This is a genomic window from Candidatus Nitrosocosmicus oleophilus (genome assembly GCF_000802205.1).
Lineage (GTDB): Archaea > Thermoproteota > Nitrososphaeria > Nitrososphaerales > Nitrososphaeraceae > Nitrosocosmicus > Nitrosocosmicus oleophilus.
In genome coordinates this window covers 2,718,542-2,737,559 of the sequence record NZ_CP012850.1, presented here as the reverse complement: position 1 = coordinate 2,737,559, position 19,018 = coordinate 2,718,542, and the positions used below count along the sequence as shown (strand labels likewise).

Here is a 19,018-nt window from a genome sequence, read left to right as displayed (position 1 = left end):
ATATGCTCCAAGTTAAAAATGATATTGTGAACTATCCTATACGAAATATTATATTTGAAAAGATTAAACAGCTAGGTGCTACTACCGACCAAGATTTGCTTAATTCTCTGTCTAAGGATGGTGTTAGTGTATTAGAAGACGAATTCAACAAAGTATTATTGGACCTGGAAATTTATGGTCTTATTAGGGTCAGTTGGTTGACAAAGGATAAAAAGAGAATCGAATTAACCGAATAAATATTTAGCTGAGCTATTCTCCAAGGGTTCGAATCTGGCTAAAATCTAAAGTACCATAATGAGTCAAGGGCTATTGCGACAAAAATTATTACTAGATAGGGTGCTGTTACCTTGTATGCCTTCCATGCTAATTCTGGAGTTGGATTCTTTAAAAGTTTGTAATGGTACAATGTCATTAGTGATCCAGACACTGCTGCTACACCTAAATATAAAACTCCTAATCCAAAAAAATACAATGAAAGTGAATAGGGAATTAATATCAAAGAGTTTATGAAAATATATTTAGCCGTTACTTGGTTACCATATATAACCGGAAGCATGGGTACTTTAGCTTTTGAATATTCTTCTCTTTGTTTGATGGCCAAGCACCAGAAATGAGGAGGTGTCCACATAAATACAATCCATCCTACCAAAAATCCTAAAACATCTATACTATTTGTGGTCGTTGCCCAACCTGCCATGGCAGCTGCACTTCCTGCGAATCCTCCAATTACGATATTCCAGACAGTCCTTCTCTTAAGAAGTAATGTGTAAATAACTACGTAGAAAAAAATTCCGAGCCCTATCATAAAAGTTGCCATTGGATTTAATGTGAACCATGCGAGGACGACTGATATCACACACAGAGCCAAACCATATATCAATACATTATTTGCCCTCAATCTGCCTGATGGAATAGGCCTCTTGGCTGTTCTTCCCATCAAATTGTCGATATTCTTATCATAAAATTGATTTATTGCGCTTGCTCCCATTGAAGAAAGGGATCCACTAATAATTAAAAACAATAATTTCCATCCAGAAATATCCCATGCTGTGTTTGGTGTACCGTCGAATCTAGTCGCTGCAAGCATAGAAGTTACCGCAGTAATGACAAGTACAATTACAATTCGCGGCTTTGAAACCTCGATATAATCTTTAATCGCAGAAGATTCTACTCGACCACTCAATGACACAGGTTTTCAATATTAAAGACTCCAATCCTGAATTTAACTCATTCGATGCACAAATAAATTGAATATAGGGCACAATTATCGCATATCTCTTTTTTTATCAATTTCTTGGATTTTTTCCTTGAGGTCTTCTAGTTGACCGGTAGACCATTTTACAAATCCTTCTATCAATTCTTGAGGCATATTATTTCTTTGAGATACAATTATGAAGCCTGCAAAAATTTTTTCATATGTTTTGCAACAAACAACCATATTTGTTATTGCGTCATTGATAAAATCATTTTTATTGTTCTTTAAATAATTCTCCTTAAATTCATCAAGTAATCTATTAGTTCTTTTGGTTATTTCATCTATACCGACGATATCTTCATACCTCTTATCATTGTCGAACAACTTAGCTGTACAATTATTGTCAGAAGAATATTTATTAATGTATATATAACAAATCGAACATCGAACGGTCCTAATATTTGTGATTTAGGTCAGATACCCTAGTGCTCTCATCATTATTTTATCAGACAAATGTATCATCATTCCCATGGATCTCAATCATATGAATTAATTCTTATATTTGTTTATTTTTTTTTACAGCCTAATTATTTTTTATTCACTATCTTTTTTTTAACTTATTTTTTTATTTTGCTAGTATGTCCGATTTTGATATGATCTATAATGATATTAATTCTTTTGGATCTACAGGAGTCAAGAAATCTGAATTAAAAAAAAAATATCCTGAGGATAATTTTGAGAATACCTTAAATGAACTAGCATCACAGGATAAAATATGCATATCTAAAAAAGGAACATATGTATATTGCTGGGCTAAGGAGTATTACCTTGATCACCTACTCTTATCAGATATAAAATTCAAATATCTATACGATTCTATAATAGGTATTCAGCAGAAACTAAACAACTACTCTGATAGCATATTTAAATATGTAGAAAAAATTGACTGCGAATTAGTAGAAGTTAAGAATTCCTTCAATAGAATCGAGGATAAAATAAATAACATAAAAGTTGATTCCAGTAACATTGATTATGATAATAATCAAATATCTATTGATACATTCAAAGAACACTTTGATAGAGCAATAGTAAATCGTTCAACTTCAATTGGCTGGGTAGAACTGTCTTCGGTTAAGGATGAGCTGTGTGAATCATGCGATCTTTCCAGTAATGAATTCTACACCCTTGTAAGTGAACTCATTGAGTTGTATCCAGAAAAATATGAATTATCATCTGGAGGTTATGAAGGGGTAGTGTTAAGAGGAATAGTCCATGGATTTGTGAGGTGCATTTGATGGCACCATATAATGTAACCGTCAATCCTTTTCCTAGTAGTCCCACACCCACTCTATCCAATGCCAATATACTTGGGGGGAAAAGGCACATCGCAGCATTAAATTCAATTAAGGATTGCTTGGACGAATTGAACTTGAAATTAAATAATACGGAGCCTCTAAATGAAGATCTTTTCAAGATAGTTTCTGTAATCCAGGATGTGGGATCAGGTAAAACACATTTAACGCTGCATATGAGGACTTTACCTGAAATCAATGATAAATCAATTATTTCATACGTCGACTTAACTCAAGTTCAACCCAGAGAGATTGATAATTTCTTTCATTCTATTGTAAGGGGATTTGGAAAAGAATACTATGACTCTATAAAGATAAAGCTAATTGATTACATAAAAGACAGTTATGTACAGAATCCAAAGTTAGTAAAGAAGATAGTCAAATACGGATTTTTTGATTCACTCAATGGGAACTCAATATCTGACAAGATAGAACAAATGGGTGAAAAAAAAATAAAAATATCTTACGAACATTTATTTGAATTAATGTCAAGTGATTTTACCAAAATAGAGACACATCTAATTACTGAAATCATAAAGACAGGAACATTAAACTATTCCGATTTAAAAACATTTGAAAATCTTACAATGGTCTTAACCAACTTGGCAATGATCAACTATAAACTGTTCAAAAAAATTACCATTTTTCAGATTGATGAGTTTGACACCAACATAAATTCCTTGGATTATCTGAAGGGATTAATTAATTCTCACGTTCCGTATGCGTTGTTTATGATAGTGACTACCCCTTCCTTGTATGCAGATATTTCAAAGATCAATCCATCACTTTTCGATCGTCTTGAAAAGGCAAATTATAAAATTGATTTAGCAGGATCCAATTCCTTCGATGAAATAAATAGCATTGTTCTTCAATATGTGCTGCATTATAACAGTGAACTTTCATCATCAGAAAGGAAAGATCTTTCATCAAAAATAAAAATAATTTACGATGAATTTCCAGATTTTCGGAACATTAGATCCATCTTAAATGTCTTGTACCATGCCTTTGAAATGTCTGTAAAGAAGAATTCTTCAAATATAGATGAGCAATCAATAGAAGAGACGATCAAAAAAGTCTATCCCGGGTTGCGTTTGAGAGGAAGTATCATGGGAATACCGATATCGGATTTTATTAAAATGAGAAAAATATCAGTTGATAAAGATATTGTAGAATCGAATGTAAAAGACGCCGTCAGAAATTTAATTAGTTATTTTGATGAATTGGGAACTGTAAAAAAATATGAAGAAAAGATCGAAACCGATTATTTAGATGCAATATATAACGATCAAATGGGAAAAAAGGTTGGTATATCGATTGCAGTCGATTCTGATAAAAACAAAAACTTTGACAAGATTGTTAAGAGCACTAAAAAGAATTCAGTAGTTGATAAATTGGTAATTTTGACTACCAATATTACAAACATAAAAAGAAATGGTACTACTCTAGTAACAATTGATAAATGGAAATTAGCTGATTTGCTCTACTTTAGCAAAAAATACGATAGTAACGAAATCAAATCAGAGGATCCACAAAAGGCAATATTACTCGCAAAGTCAATTCAAATCTGCTGACTAGTAAATACTAATCCTCAGTATCTCACAATGATCTAGTTTATATTTTAATAATTTTCAAGTTGTTATGTAAACTTGAAGAAAAACTTGAATTCCCTTGAAGATTTCCTAGCCAATGTTCATAAGCTGGGTTTTTCGATAATCGACTATAATGGGACTAAGGTTCCTTGCTTACTCCTCGAAAATGTTCAATTCGAAAATATTGTTAGTAAATCATACGGCAAACCTAGCTTGATCGATACTAACTTAAATATTTATGATGATGGACACCATGTCTTTGTAAATTTGAACATAAATTTTATTAATGCAGATCTTGAATTTGATTTCTTACTATTCGCAAATGAAAGTATCGATTTTTTTAGATTCCTTTCAACGGCTGGAATGTTAGGTATTGCTCCTCATGAATCTAAAAGCAGTAATATTTTTTTCGTTCAATTACCCAAAAAAGATCGGGCCGAAAAAGCATTTGAGCTAATCAAATCAAAAATCAATTAATGTAGGAATGTTTTTCTTATTTTAACTTTATGAACACAGATGTAGTCATTTGTATTTTCTATATATTTATTTTAAATAACCGATTGGTTTTTCAATAATTGTTCTAACTTGAAGCATAGAAATAGGAAACCTCGCGGTAATAAAACTAATTATCGCAAGCTACTAATTATGGCAGTTCTGTTCGGGGCACTTTTAATCGGAGGCTCAATTACAGCATTTTCTAATTTTGGAGGCAAGAATAAATCGTCCTCTTCTAACCCTGCTGATACCCAACAATTGATTTCAAATCTAACTGCCCCTGTTATTCCAGGTGCTGAAGCAATTGGCAATGACAATGCAACCCTAAATATTATTGAGTTTGGTGATTATCAATGTCCATTTTGTGCTAGATTCAATCAAGAAACTAAGGATCAGCTAGTTTCGAAATACGTTGATACAGGCATAGTGAGATTTGGCTTTAAAGATCTGGTAATCAACGACTTACCCAAAGATAAACTATCTACACTTGGTGCAGAGGCCTCTTATTGTGCAGCTGAACAGAACAAGTATTGGGATTATCATGATGAAGTTTATAGAAACTCAAGAGGGGAAAACACTGGTTGGATTAGTATTGACAGCCTAGTAGGATTTGCCAAAAATGTACACATGCCCAACATTTCTCAATTCACAGAGTGCTTGAATTCACATAAATTCAACCAGCTTGTGGCACAAAATGATATGTTTGCTAAAGGTCTCGGACTGGGAAGTACTCCTACCTTCCTTATTCTCAAGGATAATTCAACAAAAATAGCGGCGTTGGAGGGTGCTCAGCCAATCAAAGTCTTTGACGATGTAATTGCTCAATTTTTGAATAATACCCTTTAATTTTTTTTTCTTGTCTTAATGAATCTTGCTTACAGGCCCATTTTTTAGATGCAATGCAGGATTAAAAAGATGGAAATTCATGTATAAATCCATATACCATTTTTAGTTCCTGAACATACCATTCTACTAATTGATAGTAATGGCTAACACTAGGGATAGAGATAAAAAATAATCATGATTTAGAAATAGATGCGAAAAATAAAGCTGATACTTTTAATATCCTAGTTAAGTAATATCACCGAGCAAAAACATTCATCATTGTAGCCAAGTGCAACTAAATCACGTTCATATCTTAAAGAAAGGGCCTCCATTTCAACGCAAGATTATGACATACGTTGCCTTTTCACTTAATTTCATTTCATATTTTCTGATTTGTCAAATGGAAGTGGCTTTATCAAAATACTTGATTCTAATTCAATAATTCAACAATCTGTTCGGATTTGAAGACTTATGCTGCCAAAATTACCGTATTCTGATTTACAATTCGCGGTCTTTTGCATTCATTAAGTCCTTAATATCAGTATAGCTCTGAATGACCATATCAATCCAAACAATTCTAATTTTTGATTTTCGTCTTTGAATTTCCAAACCAACTTTCATTCATTGTATTGCATATAGTATTTTCATATTCTAAAAAACCCTTTAAGTTTAGGTAATATCTTTATCATCACTACTTAAGGACACTTCATTATCAACAAGGAGTTATTCATACTTTTCATATAGATACTCCCTTTGATCAAACCGCATCAAGGGTAAACTTGAATGAAGCTCCATCGCGATAAGACAAATCGATCCAAATTTTGCCTCCCTGGGATTCTATAATAACTTTACATATTATCAACCCCAACCCGGTCCCCCCAATTTTTCTTACCAGACTCGAATCTATTTGGCATAATTTGTTTGGTAGTCCTTCCGTATTTTCTGGTTGTATCCAAATGCCATTGTCTTCAACTGTAAATATGATTGATTTGTGATGTTTGTTGACATTATCATAATTGCTCATTTTACTAGGAATTTCGGCTTCTTCATCGACTCGAATGGTAATTTCCCCACCTTGTTCAGGGACGTGATTAACTGCATTATTTACAAGGTGGAACAATACTTGATTAACTCTCACTGGGTCGCATAATACACTACCACTGGCATTAACTATCGGATTAAGCCTGATGTTTTTGTCTTCCATTAGGGGGGATAATCTTAAGATGTTTTTCTTAACCAAATCTACAATATTGGTAACCTCATTGTTGATGGGAAAACTATTCAATTCTAACTTATACAATGCAAAAAAGTCATCTATAATGGTCTCTAGCTTCGATATGTTTCTACTAATAATAATGAGTGCTTTTCTATTGAAATCGTCTGCATCTGATTTATTTTCTTTTTGCATCATTTCGATATAATGCTTCATGGGAGTGATAGGGTTCTTGAGTTCTTGAATTACCATTGAAAGAAATTCTTCCCTAGCTCTATTTGATATCTTTAATTCGTTATTAATTGAGTTAACTTGAATTTCCTTGGTTCTTAATTCTTCATTAGCCCGTTCAAGATCTTTTGTCCTTTCTCTAACTTTACGAATCAAATTCTTTTTAGAATTCTCCATATTTCTTCTCATAGCCTCAAGGCTAATAGAAAGATCTTTTACCTCATTTGATCCGCCAACCACTATTTCCTTCCCAAAATTGCCCTTACTTAATTCTAAGGCCGAATTCTTCAAATAAGTAATTGGAGATATGATTTTCTTTACAGCAATGATAGTAACTACTATCGCGATTAACAAAATCACCGTTGAAGAAATTAGAAAACCATTTACTGTTTTGTTATAATCACTCATTATTGGGGCCAAATTTCCCTCAAGGAGGAGTGTCCAATTCCCGTCAGATCGATATCCATCTGCGTTCTCAGATTCAGGGACCACAATCACGACAGAGTCTTGTGACTTTCTTTTATCATACTCGGTGATCGGAGCTCCTGGAAGAGGGACTTTCATATCAGGTTGGCCATTCTGATCATGGGACCCATTTTCTTGGCTTGCAGCATAAATTACTGAGCCGTCACTATGAATTAATCTTGAAGTAAAGTTCAACGAGCCATTTTCGATATCATTTTGAAAGAGGGTGTTATTGACTATGTTGTCAATAAAACTTATTGAAACTTCAAGATCCATTATACTTTTTATGACCTTGTTAGCATCATAAATGGGAGCTGAAAAATGGAAACCGGTTTGATTGAATGCGATTTCATCTGGATTCTTATCAAAATACGTTCCTCCTGCCAATGCTTGTTTAAAAAATTCTTCCTGCAAGGCATTTCCATCTGGAGATTTGTCTGATGTATCAATGATCGCAGTCCCATTTCTATCATAAACAGATACTGCTAGATATTCCGAGTTACTAAAATTAAGGTGTCTTTGAAGTAAATTGATTTGGTCATTTAATGGGGCGGTAGAATTTGCTAATACAGGGTGGGTAGCCAAACTGTTAAGATCTTTAGCAATCTCATTTACCTCAACTGAGAGTTTGTTCATGAGTTGGATTCCAGACAATTCATAAATATCATAAAATTTTGCTCGAACTCCAGAGATATTTTGGAGTGAAATGATGGAGGTAATTACTATCGATCCTATGATTAATGGTATAATTAAAATCAAAATATTAGTTGCTACTTTCGTGTTAATTCAAATCCAAATAGCACTAGAAATATTAAATAGATTTCTAAACGGACATTTTTTCAATTACTATTGTCTGATAAAAAGTAATATGTAACTTATCATTAATATGATCTCTGACCTTTCATTTCATGTTTAGTTTATCTTTAAAATCTCTTATTTTGGTAATTGTTGCCTTCGGAATAATATCCTTCCTTTTTTATTTTGCAGAGTCTTATCTTGGTTATTATAACATTCCAAATATAATATCCAGCGGAATTGTAGTATACTTAATTTTCTTCCTGATTCATAGAACAGGAAATACAATACTCCACATGGACAGGGTGCAATTGTTTCTGTTGTTGTCATTTCTAAGTTGGTTTTCAGCGGAAGCAATGTATGGGTTCTATAGTGGTGTTCTAAACACTGACCCTTATCCTTCTATTGCAGATATATTTTATCTTGCGGGGTATGTTTTTTTTGTTTTGTTACTGTGGAGTTTAAATAAGACATATAAAATTGAGCTAAGCATCTTTATTAGCTTACTAGTCACATTTTCCCTCATAGCTTTTTATGTATTATATGTCTCTGTTTTCATTTTCAATGTGTATTCCCTAAGCGGGAGTTATCTCGACTTTATGCTTGTTTTTGCTTACCCTATCTTTGATTTGCTTATTCTTATAAGCGGTGTTCTATACTACTTTAGAGAAAAGGAGATTTCGTTGAATAAGGGCTATCTCTCCTGGTTACTCTTTTCCGCCTGTGGTTTTTTCTTCTTCCTTGCAGATGTAATTTTTGGATTTGATGATTTATTTGGGTTTACTCAAGATAACCATCTGTTCGATCTTTTCTTCAATATCGGATATCTGATGCTTGGATTTGCAGTATTAACCCGGATTTCTTATTTGAACATTCATAGCAGGAATGATTGACTAACCGAGCAACCAATTATTCCTCCAACTTGCGAAAATTAAGAGCCAGAATAATATTGAAAGGGTATAATGACAGGCCACTCATATGGAATGGTATTTGATAATTGGGTCCTCATAATAGGATTACATTACATCAATTACTTCGCATCGATGAGACGACATACATATTTGATTCAGATGGTTAAGCTCTTCTTAAAGATTGATGATGGCCTCCATCATGTTCTTATTTATTATCTGGATGAACACAGACCAATTAGGAGCTTGATTCAGAAACCATTTAGCAATTCTGGATTAGATATCACAGGTTACCTTTCATGAGCATCCCATATACAAATAATACATAAAATATTGACTTTGAAATCGGGAATTATAACACACCCTGAGAATTCGAATTTCATACAACATAATTACTTTTCATTAAGATTCTCGAATTTGAAGTGATTGTTAATAAAATACCTATTACAAAAACTATTGATTCGAATGTTATTGTATAGTTCTTATATAATTTTCCATTTAATGTAAATAAAATCCATAAGGTATCATTATACGATTTGGACTATTTTTTGAGAATCTAGTTTTGGAACATATTAGTCATGAGTCAGTTTTCAATATATATGGTCAAATAACAAACTTGTCTAGATGTAACAATGAGGGTTGCGGTATCAGAAAATGAACTATGATCTGTCTGTGTTATTTTTTTTATTTGCTAATTTTGAAATTGATAACTTACATGAAGATATTTTCTAGGTCAAAACTGCTAAACGATCAAATGTTCTTTCATTACATGAATGGAATCTGTACTTTTAGTTAAATGATGTCAGTACCGTGAAACTAATTTTTGTTTGGGGAACAGCCATATGATAATATAGTAAAAACATTTGTAATTGACGTCATTTGGAGATAAAAGACTATGAATGTTCCTTTTCTGGAATACTGGATATATGTTTATATAAACATGTGCATAGTAGAAAACTGATGGATACTAAAATAAGTTCATTAGTAATTGCATTAGCAGTCGCATCAATGGCACTGACCCCATTGATAATGATTCAAAATGCAGATGCTGCATCATTTAAATGTGAGAACCAGTCAGGTAAACCCCATGCATGGATTACCGGTTGTAAAGATGGATGGTACGATCATGACCATTGCTTATCATATTCACCAGGATCTGGCGACTATGCTAAAGGATATAAAGTAGGTTGGGCAAAGGGTAGCTGCTAATCACATATCACTAAAATCTTTTTTGTTTTTTTTCATAAAATAAGTACTAAATCGTGTTTTTGAAGTTTCTCTAGTTGGATCTGAAAACAATGCATCACGATTAAAGTGTTGCCAATGTCGATCTCAGCCAAATGGATGAAAATTGGTTCGCAAGAAATGTTATTTCTCTTTTGACTGAGTACTGTTATTAATTCAGCTGATTCTCATTTCTTCCACACTATAAACAATACCAATACCGCTTTACGTTGTTGCAGTCTGAATTTCAAGATTATGAACCCCTGTCTCTCCATTTCATTTAGACATTCAGGTTCAGTTTGCTATCTTTTAGCGTCAGGAAAATCCAACTTATATCCAATCCTAAAAGCATTTTAAATTTCATCCGTGCATTACTTAATTTTTTTTATCTTGTTTATCTATTTGCAAATTGTCCAAAATAACTTTTTTCATTCATTCCTCTATTATTTTCAATATCACTGCGTCTAGTGTGGTTAAGAGGTTCCTAGGATTTGATTCTCATCGATGGTCCTTATCATTTGGAATTACATAAATTACATAATTTTTCATATTCAAATCTCTGGTTTAGAGAATTTTCTACAGGATCCAAAGAATTTCCTAAATAGAATAACTTTGTCAATTTCACTTACTTTACTTTTCACTATGACAATTGGTTTTCTATACTAAATGCAACTGAGTTATTACATCTATTTTCTACCCGAATTAGAATTTGTCCAATTAAGGGCAATCTTGAAATTCTAAATACATATTCATACTAGCTTTTAATCGTACTAACTAGATACGAGAACACTATATTTTTTCTTCAAAGGGTCGAAAGGTATCCAATACAAAATTGGGATAAATTTTGGTTACTATTGCAATATTTTCTATCTATTTCTTTGATTGTTTGATCATTCATAAAATTGGGCGAAAAGACAAGGAAAGGGATTTCAAAAATATAGTGGAATTTAGTTTTCTGGTCTATTTGAGTTAATTTAAGTTTTGTTTATATGATGTTAATCATGATTAAACCATAAACATTTTAAATGCGTTTCCTAAGTTAACGAATGCTAAGTTTCAAATGCCGTGATGTAGGATTTGATTGTGATTATGTAGTAGTGGAAGATAATGATACAGAAATAATAAAAAAAGTTATGGAGCATGGAAAAAGAGACCATAATCTAAATTCAAATGATTTCACACCATCACTAATTGATAATATAAGAAGTAAGATGCAGAAAGTAGAAGACAATTGAGAAAACACCCATGAACTATTGATCTATGAATTTTAAGAAACAAAAACAATTTGGTTTTCAAAAATGTCGATGTTTAATTAATAAATAATATTAACAACATCATTTGTCAGTTAAAAATATGCAAGTAAACCCACTTATTAAAATCACGATTTATTTAACATCGGAGAGTGATATTGTCTTCTTTTAGGATTCTTGATAACCAAAAGGATATCACCAAGAGTTTTACTCGGTTGCTCTATAACGCAGTGAATCATTTAGATGGTTTTGGAATTACCGACCGAACACCGTTGATTTTAGAGTCAGAAGTAATTCGAGGCTGCATCAGAAATTTAAGAAATCTGGGTAAAAGAGTCAGATACATTACAAATATAGAAGATGCAAACATAGGAAGTTGTAAGAAGATATCTGAAATTGTAGAGTTAAGACACTTAGACAACATTCAAGGCGGAATAATTATAAATGATTTTGAATATTTAGGTCTCTTAGAATCGAGAAATGATGGCCCCAACTCCAATCCGATTCATATTTATAGCAAGAATAAGTGGCTGGTAGAACAACAGAGACTCATTTTTGACATGTTGTGGGAAAAGGCAATTCCAGCAAAGATTAGGGTTAAACAGATTGAGCAGGGACTTGAAAGAGATGTTTGTGAGCTTATAACTGATGAAAATAGCATTACGACAAAATATGAACAGGCCCTAAGGTCGTTAGTTAAGGAGCTATGTATTTTTTACTCTGCATCGGAAGGCGATGTTCCTAATGAAAGGATAGTGCAAAAAATTTCAGAAATCATAATACATATTTCTAAGAGTAAATTAAAAGATATAAAAATAATAATAATAGTTCTTACCAATGGTTCGATTAATGGAACGGCTCCTTTAACAGGGTTTAGCCACATCAGTCAAGATTATGATGTAAGAATAAAATATATGACTAAAGAAGCGGTAAACTTCCAATTATCTCGAGACCTGATGATTTTGACTGTAGATAGAAAAGAATTATTTATTTCAGAACTCAAAAATTTTGAGGATATATCTCGCTGTATATTTGAAAATGATATTAATTTTACTATCCATTCTAATAGTGGTTCAGTCGTTTCTACTTATAATACAATTCTTGAAATGTTGTGGCGTCAGGATGAAATTTACAAGAAATCAGAAATGGCAATCACCCAACTGAAATTACAAGATAAGTTGCAAAAGGAATTCGTTCATAATTTTGCCAACGGGTTGAGAAACCCATTGCAACCGATTTTAGGGTTTTCCGAGATATTAGTTGAGAAGAAGGAAGAATTCAGTAGATACGGTGACGTTTTTGACATAATTAATGCATGTGCGCAAAAACTTGCTAAACATGTGAATAATATGATCGCTATTACAGAAATAGAAAATGAAACCTTCATCCTAAATAAAGAAACATTTGATCTGGTGAAATTGATAAGAGACATTACTAAACAAATCAAAAAAAATATCTTATCCATTACCAAAAAAAATTTGAGCATTTCTACGAATGTTGATAGCATGATGATAAACGCAGACAAAAATCGAATAAAATTCACGATTGAAAACGTGATCACTAACGCAGTAGACATACCAAATTCTAATAATATTAAGATTTTAGTTGAGACGACCAGATCAAGTAGTAGTCAAAATGGTGACAAGAATCAATGTTTTGTTATCGTAACTATAATGGATGATGGAACTGGAATAGATAGAATGATTCTTCCAAGATTGTTTTCTAAATTTGTTGCCGATTCTCGAGATGGTTTAGGATTGGGCTTATACTTGGCTAAAAATATTATTGAAAGGCATGGTGGAGAAATGTGGGCCGAAAATAACGAAAATGGCAAAGGAGCAACAATTCGATTCAGTCTCCCGATAAATTAGTTTTGATCTAAATCTCAAAACCATAAATTATGAAGCTTTTATATGCTTTCCTTAATGTTTGATGCCACAGGAAAGTCGGCATATGGTATGACAGTAAAAGGTAGATGTCAGGTAATAGAATCTCTTGTGGTACTCGATTCTTAAATAATTAATCATCATACCCAAATTAGGGTTCATTTCATCTGACCCTGGTATCGTTGTCGTCCCTCAATTGCTTCCAATATGTTGTGACGAGAAAAAGTAGATATGGGTTGTTCCTCAATATTAATACCTCCTAATTCAATAAAATCCAGAAACATCTTAAAGGTTCTTGGATACTGCTTCTGTGATTCAGGAGATTTTGAAGCATTTGTAAATAATTCCACAGGATTAGTACTAAATTCTTGGATCCATTTAACCTCTAAGATCACATAATGTTACGATCATTGCGCGTAAATAAAGGGACAACTTAGTAGTGGGCCGAAAGGGATTTAAATCCTTATGGTAAGCGGGTTCACATGTAATTTGAAGTGTATTATTGCAGTGTCTTATCAAAGTCAAAATAGATCATTTGTGTTCTTGATGGATCGGCCTCTTCTCGTTAGTCAAATAACTTTTCACAACCATATCAAAGCGGTCAAATCCTATTGGTTTTTTAAGAATTTCTCTTACTCCAACGTCCATATAGTCTGCGATACCCTCTATCTTCAAATTGTAGCCAGTTAATATTACTATGCGTTTATGACGCACACCTTGTTTTTTCAATTGCCTTAATATATCAAATCCTGTGTAAAATGGCATTGCAACATCCAAAAGTATTAAATCATAATGCCGCTTTTGGATCTCAAACAATCCCTTTTCACCATCGTTGATCTCCTTACAATCAATTTTCTCCCTCTTACAATACTCCGCCACTAACCTAGTAATGTCGATGTTGTCATCGATTGCCAGTAATTTCAATGTAAATCGTATTATTGAACAAACTTATAAATATTAATCAAAATTTAAATATTAAAAGAAACTATTTAATCCGACAAATTTTATTTTAATTTTCAAATATAATTATTGAGTCTCCTGGAATTGAGGAATATAAAGAATAGGTCGAAGCATTACTATGCAAATTATGACAAAAAGAGATTGAGTTGTCAAGTAAAAAAATCATCCGAATTTTTAGATGCGTTTAATAATCAAGTATATCATCGAACCCAGGTTTAATTTTATTATATTTATAAAATTAAATAAAATTTGTCGGATTAAATATTACTAGAGTAACTTACAAATTCCTTCTACCTCCTGTTATGATTTGAACTCCAATTTGTAGTCAAATTTGACTATATATTTTCTGACCTTTTGTTATAGAATTATCAAGACGTTAAACTATACCGAATTTTATCCATTATTAAAACCGCAGGGCTTGGAGTGTCCAACTATGATAAATATGATTTTAGTTATGATTTGTAATAAAAATGTCCTACCAAACAAAAAATCAAAAAGTTGGTATATTTGGAATCATGTTCGTAGCAGCGGCAATGATTGATTCTATAGTAGCCATTGTTGGAGATAACAAGGCAGCCTTTGCAACAAAAAAGAAATCAAATGATCCTTTCCAAGATATCACTCAAGAAAGTTTTACAGGTGAGAATGCAGAATTTTTTTCCAATAATAACACATTAGCATCATGTAATAACGTTGCTTTGTTATTGAAGCTAAATGACGGCAACAACGCAGCAGGTCAACGATAAACCTATTCTTTTTTTAGGAGTTTTCTGTCTATTTCATTTATTAGATTATGCTAAAAGAAATCTAAATTTGAATGCATATACCATACAAGCTTACAATCCATTTAATCCCAATTGCGATCTTCAAGTTATAAAATTTGAATAAATAGAAAATAATATGGATTTAGTTATTTGCAACTACCCTTTGACCAACCTACTTTGTATCCCTTGGCTACCTCGCCGGTCCCTCCATTATAAGTCTTGCAATGGTCATGATCATACCAACCTTGTTTACATCCTTCTATCCATGGATGGGACTTTCCACTTTCGTCTTCACACTTAGTTACTGCGTTTGCAGATTGATTTACTATCAATGGAAATAATGCCATTGATACGGCAACGATTGTAATTACCGCTAAACTGATTTTAGTATCCATCAGTTTTCTACTACTCACTTGTTTATATAAACATATATCTAGTATTCCATAAAAAGAACATTCATAGTCTTTTATCTCCAAATGATGTCAATTGCGGATAGAAGTAAAGTGTTGTTATTACAATTTTTAAGAGAAGTATAGACCAAAAGATCATAAGTCAAAATTAAATACTAAAGCCATTAAAAAGTCACATTTTGATCGGATGCCGAAAGGGATTTAAAATATTATAGTAGGGGGTTCACATATTAGTGAAGGCTTATCGCGATAGGTCAAATAATCGACAATGAAGTCGCAGGCCCAAGGGGGTTTGAGTAGGGTAGGTAAAAGGGTTCAATAGAACTGTTATTATAAAAGTTAGTTTTAAATTTTTAGGCCTTCGCAAAGTAAAAATGTAATATTGCAAGGGTTGGTCTGGATTATGTTTAGGATGGTATAATAGCTAGGATATGAATACTGATTTTTTATCAGATCGGAGACGGAGTCAGGGGGCTTCGAATCCATAAGGTATATTGGATCATCAAGATCAAAATGTTGCCTTCGTTATTTACAGGGTTTTAACTCGATGTACTTAATGGTAATACATCCTCTGTGAGTCTACAGGTATAGATCTTTTAAACCTGAGTTGGCTATATACTGTTAGCAATTAATTAACATTGTCTGTTTAGTTTCTTTAAACATTTTTTTGCAAGAATTAGAGCGTGTCTCTTGAGACACAAGACTATCCATAATTAACCAAATATATTCTATGTATGGCAAAAATTCTTTATGAATGTTTGAGGAACATATGTGCCCCGTGAAAGCAAGTCTTTATTGATGTGATCAACTATTGACATAAAAAAGTTTAGATACCAAAAACGCAATATTGAGGTTCACAGGAATGGCTGGTAGATTTACAAGGCTTGATGAAGAGGAGTTAAAGATATGCGAGCAGATTGGAAAAAGAGATTGAAGAAGCGTTAAAGGAATTAGAACAATATAATGTAAGGCTGATAGAAAAAAATCAAAATATATGACCTGTTACGATAATAATCAAGCGATCATAATTTATATTGAAATTCAATCGCTAATTACAGATTTAGAACCTCTTGATGACTACAGAAAGTATTGCCTGTGGCGGATTCTATGTCCCTATCTTATTAAAATCAGAAAAATGTCAAAAGAGGAGGCGAGCATTATACTGAAAGACTGGTTAGAAAAATGTGATAAACTAAGAAAATTAGAATTTAATCCTCAAAGAGAAGTTAATATTCGACTAAAGAATGTCAAATCATTCTTACCATCATCAAAAGAAACCTTGAAAAAAGAACAACCCGAATTATATAGTCTATTAGTAAAGTACGAGATAATCCAAATGGCTTAATCTGATTAGTTGCGCCGCGCCTAAAGCGCGGCGCTGAGGTAAATGAGATGTGTTCCGTTGACTGTTTGGGGACAATTAATTCAAAGATCGAAATTCGATAAGATTAGAGAATATGTGTAGGACAGATAATTCCATATCTATTCAAAAAGATGTGTCCATTCTTTTATTACATGTTAAACATAAACAAATATGGCTCATAAGGATAGCATTGATTGGAAAAATGTAATTAGGAAAGAGACTAGAGGAATTGATGATACGGGCTTAGGTGATGTCCAAGATGTGCTAAGAGATAAAGTAATTACACAATCAGGTGTGGTTGGCAAAGTAGCATATGCTATACAAAGAATTCTAACTGAAAAGATTGACTGCTATAACATATTGTTTAGGATGACAAAGGAAGAATCTGAAAGTCTACAATGTCGTGAAATAAAGAAATGAATAAACCAAAAGACCCCAACAAAGATAAATCTTTAAAGGATAAGGATGATGTAAAATCCTCCTCAACTTCATCATCTGATTACGAAAAATATGTCACTTTAGGTGAATCGATAGGAGATGCAATAACATCAAGGTGGAATTCTCAAAAAAAACCAGGCAAAGTGTACATCAAGAATAGACGGGTCCACCATGGCGAGGTTGGAACATCAATGGGTATAGCCGACACTTTTAAGGATTTTAGTCCAGAAATTACGGGCATTATATCAGGTATCGGAAAGGGTCTAGTCAAAGACGATATAGCAGATAAAGATAAATGGTTTACATTTAAGAAAAAAGAAGAAGAGGATGAGACCAATTCAACTAGTGAAATTGAAGATTCCACCAGTACTAATAATAATGAAGAAAGTCAAGACGCTTCGGCGCAGAATAGTTACGATTGAATACAAGTCAGGTGGGGAGGCTATCTAACTACTTGATACCATTCTTACTATCACTATAGTATTGTCGCCAAAAGTGCTAGTGCAGAGACACATTGTGTGTATAGAGGAATAACAAATCCAAAACCTGTTCTAAAAAGTTAGCCAATCTTTTTACAAATCAAAATCTCTAACTGAAGAAGATCGAACGATTAATCTATTTACTTTAGTGTAATTTTCTAGTTAATTTGGTAAATAACTCCAAGAATTATCAAGAAATATAAAAGATTTAGATCGTCTTGTTTATTGCTATTGACTATTAGAAAGTGTAATAAAGAATGAACTAAATATTAATTAGTTCCCCTATGAAATGTCCCCACTGTTTTTTGGAATTGAGAATGACATCACAGTATGACAAAGAAATAGATCAATGTCCAAAATGTGAAGGCATTTGGTTAGGTAAAGATAATTCAGATACTATATTTGACTTTACTGATCGTGGAGACATAAAAATACAAGAGGTCAAGGATTTTCAAGATACAGTTGACGAAAATCAGGACAATAAACTTGAAAATGATTATTATTATTATAAAAAGCCATTTAAGGAAAATGAAAGACTTGATGATATGTTTGATTTTGAATAATTGATACCAGAAGTAAAAACAGCCTAATCGGGCAGGATTCAATATTTGTTACCATTCTATTGCTTCAATATCAACTTCGTTAATCATATATACTATAACTTCTACTCTATAAATAACTCATCCACATAACACCATTTCCAAGATTCACCGGGTTCATACGATTTTATAACTGGATGTGAGGTGCTCTTAAAATGCTTTGTACCATGTTTATTCTTAGTATTGGATCGGAGTTTACTGCCATATCCAAAAGCAAAAACGGGGTCTAATAATTAGCACGTCCCACTGTTATCCCGATTATTATCTTAACAATGACTGTGTATTGCTTTTGTTCTTTTTGTTTATTGGAATGATGACTTCGAGTTTTATTTTCCTTGCCAACGCTATACAATCCAGATAATCATTTTATATACGTTGGTATAAAATTTATTAATACTTTTAGAAGGTAGAATTTATTTATTGTAATATTTATAATAAAGTTCAAATCATATAAACAATTTTACATCTTTGATTTTAAATACACTACTAGTCAAGAGAAGAATAATGAAATATTTTTTTTTAAAAGCAAGATTATCTAATTACCTAAGTAAAGTTTATCAGTAACGTTTCTTATCCG

At 32.5% G+C, this 19,018-nt stretch carries 20 protein-coding genes and 1 pseudogene; 14 read left to right on the top strand and 7 right to left on the bottom strand.

The features are described from left to right. The first annotated feature begins 2 nt into the window (after window positions 1-2). A complete protein-coding gene (locus NMY3_RS13155; protein ID WP_196816293.1) occupies window positions 3-236 on the top strand; it encodes a hypothetical protein in 234 nt (77 codons plus the stop codon). Between the two features lie 38 nt (window positions 237-274). Here NMY3_RS13155 and cyoE read toward each other — a convergent pair whose 3' ends face one another. After that, window positions 275-1,183 (bottom strand): heme o synthase, encoded by a 909-nt coding sequence (cyoE, locus tag NMY3_RS13150; protein WP_231100074.1) that lies wholly within the window; start codon window positions 1,181-1,183, stop codon window positions 275-277. Between the two features lie 81 nt (window positions 1,184-1,264). Beyond that, on the bottom strand, window positions 1,265-1,579 hold the full coding sequence (locus NMY3_RS13145) for a hypothetical protein (RefSeq protein WP_196816292.1): 315 nt from the start codon (window positions 1,577-1,579) through the stop codon (window positions 1,265-1,267). Window positions 1,580-1,833: 254 nt separating this feature from the next. On the opposite strand from NMY3_RS13145, the gene NMY3_RS13140 reads away from it, so the two are divergent. The 4 genes from NMY3_RS13140 to NMY3_RS13125 all read left to right on the top strand — a co-directional run bounded on the left by NMY3_RS13140 (window position 1,834) and on the right by NMY3_RS13125 (window position 5,477). Continuing rightward, window positions 1,834-2,490, top strand: a complete 657-nt coding sequence (locus tag NMY3_RS13140) for a hypothetical protein (protein WP_231100073.1) — start codon at window positions 1,834-1,836, stop codon at window positions 2,488-2,490. After that, window positions 2,490-4,118, top strand: coding sequence for a hypothetical protein (locus NMY3_RS13135; RefSeq protein ID WP_196816290.1), 1,629 nt, complete (start codon window positions 2,490-2,492; stop codon window positions 4,116-4,118). Before NMY3_RS13140 ends, NMY3_RS13135 begins: the two co-directional genes overlap by 1 nt. Before the next feature lie 75 nt (window positions 4,119-4,193). After that, window positions 4,194-4,613 carry a hypothetical protein gene (locus NMY3_RS13130; RefSeq protein ID WP_196816289.1) on the top strand — a complete coding sequence of 140 codons (420 nt, stop codon included), beginning with the start codon at window positions 4,194-4,196 and terminating at the stop codon, window positions 4,611-4,613. Window positions 4,614-4,781: 168 nt separating this feature from the next. Further along, window positions 4,782-5,477: a DsbA family protein gene (locus NMY3_RS13125; protein ID WP_196816288.1), complete on the top strand. Its 696-nt coding sequence runs from the start codon at window positions 4,782-4,784 to the stop codon at window positions 5,475-5,477. Window positions 5,478-6,213: 736 nt separating this feature from the next. On the opposite strand, the gene NMY3_RS13120 is transcribed toward NMY3_RS13125, so the two are convergent. Continuing rightward, entirely contained in the window at window positions 6,214-8,124 is a 1,911-nt protein-coding gene (locus NMY3_RS13120) for a sensor histidine kinase (RefSeq protein ID WP_196816287.1), read from the bottom strand. A gap of 149 nt (window positions 8,125-8,273) precedes the next feature. Here NMY3_RS13120 and NMY3_RS13115 point away from each other — a divergent pair, with 149 nt between their 5' ends. From NMY3_RS13115 to NMY3_RS13100, 4 genes are all read left to right on the top strand, one after another. After that, a complete protein-coding gene (locus NMY3_RS13115) occupies window positions 8,274-9,053 on the top strand; it encodes a hypothetical protein (protein ID WP_196816286.1) in 780 nt (259 codons plus the stop codon). Window positions 9,054-10,028: 975 nt separating this feature from the next. Then, on the top strand, window positions 10,029-10,277 hold the full coding sequence (locus NMY3_RS13110) for a hypothetical protein (RefSeq protein WP_196816285.1): 249 nt from the start codon (window positions 10,029-10,031) through the stop codon (window positions 10,275-10,277). Between the two features lie 1,061 nt (window positions 10,278-11,338). After that, window positions 11,339-11,527 carry a DUF1059 domain-containing protein gene (locus NMY3_RS13105; protein ID WP_196816284.1) on the top strand — a complete coding sequence of 63 codons (189 nt, stop codon included), beginning with the start codon at window positions 11,339-11,341 and terminating at the stop codon, window positions 11,525-11,527. 173 nt (window positions 11,528-11,700) lie between these two features. After that, window positions 11,701-13,413 (top strand): sensor histidine kinase, encoded by a 1,713-nt coding sequence (locus NMY3_RS13100; protein WP_196816283.1) that lies wholly within the window; start codon window positions 11,701-11,703, stop codon window positions 13,411-13,413. Window positions 13,414-13,586: 173 nt separating this feature from the next. Here the strand turns inward: NMY3_RS13100 and NMY3_RS13095 are convergent, their stop codons facing one another. Together NMY3_RS13095 and NMY3_RS13090 are read right to left on the bottom strand one after the other, a co-directional pair. Then, entirely contained in the window at window positions 13,587-13,823 is a 237-nt protein-coding gene (locus NMY3_RS13095) for a hypothetical protein (RefSeq protein WP_196816282.1), read from the bottom strand. 136 nt (window positions 13,824-13,959) lie between these two features. After that, complete coding sequence (locus tag NMY3_RS13090; protein WP_196816281.1) at window positions 13,960-14,352, bottom strand: response regulator; 393 nt, start codon at window positions 14,350-14,352, stop codon at window positions 13,960-13,962. A gap of 506 nt (window positions 14,353-14,858) precedes the next feature. On the opposite strand from NMY3_RS13090, the gene NMY3_RS13085 reads away from it, so the two are divergent. Continuing rightward, window positions 14,859-15,134, top strand: coding sequence for a hypothetical protein (locus tag NMY3_RS13085; RefSeq protein ID WP_196816280.1), 276 nt, complete (start codon window positions 14,859-14,861; stop codon window positions 15,132-15,134). A 164-nt stretch (window positions 15,135-15,298) separates the two neighbouring features. On the opposite strand, the gene NMY3_RS13080 is transcribed toward NMY3_RS13085, so the two are convergent. Then, window positions 15,299-15,547: a hypothetical protein gene (locus NMY3_RS13080; RefSeq protein WP_196816279.1), complete on the bottom strand. Its 249-nt coding sequence runs from the start codon at window positions 15,545-15,547 to the stop codon at window positions 15,299-15,301. A 1,009-nt stretch (window positions 15,548-16,556) separates the two neighbouring features. Between NMY3_RS13080 and NMY3_RS13075 the strand changes: the two genes are divergently transcribed. The 4 genes from NMY3_RS13075 to NMY3_RS13060 all read left to right on the top strand — a co-directional run bounded on the left by NMY3_RS13075 (window position 16,557) and on the right by NMY3_RS13060 (window position 18,405). Further along, window positions 16,557-16,907: a hypothetical protein gene (locus tag NMY3_RS13075; protein ID WP_196816278.1), complete on the top strand. Its 351-nt coding sequence runs from the start codon at window positions 16,557-16,559 to the stop codon at window positions 16,905-16,907. Between the two features lie 189 nt (window positions 16,908-17,096). Then, window positions 17,097-17,345: a hypothetical protein gene (locus NMY3_RS13070; RefSeq protein WP_196816277.1), complete on the top strand. Its 249-nt coding sequence runs from the start codon at window positions 17,097-17,099 to the stop codon at window positions 17,343-17,345. Beyond that, the gene (locus NMY3_RS13065; protein ID WP_196816276.1) at window positions 17,342-17,785 is read left to right on the top strand and encodes a hypothetical protein; all 444 of its coding nucleotides are present in this window, start codon (window positions 17,342-17,344) and stop codon (window positions 17,783-17,785) included. Before NMY3_RS13070 ends, NMY3_RS13065 begins: the two co-directional genes overlap by 4 nt. A 341-nt stretch (window positions 17,786-18,126) precedes the next feature. Continuing rightward, window positions 18,127-18,405 (top strand): zf-TFIIB domain-containing protein, encoded by a 279-nt coding sequence (locus NMY3_RS13060; RefSeq protein WP_257719985.1) that lies wholly within the window; start codon window positions 18,127-18,129, stop codon window positions 18,403-18,405. 101 nt (window positions 18,406-18,506) lie between these two features. Here NMY3_RS13060 and NMY3_RS17110 read toward each other — a convergent pair. Beyond that, window positions 18,507-18,617 (bottom strand): annotated as a pseudogene (locus NMY3_RS17110) (UBP-type zinc finger domain-containing protein); the annotation flags it as partial. Window positions 18,618-19,018: the final 401 nt, after the last annotated feature.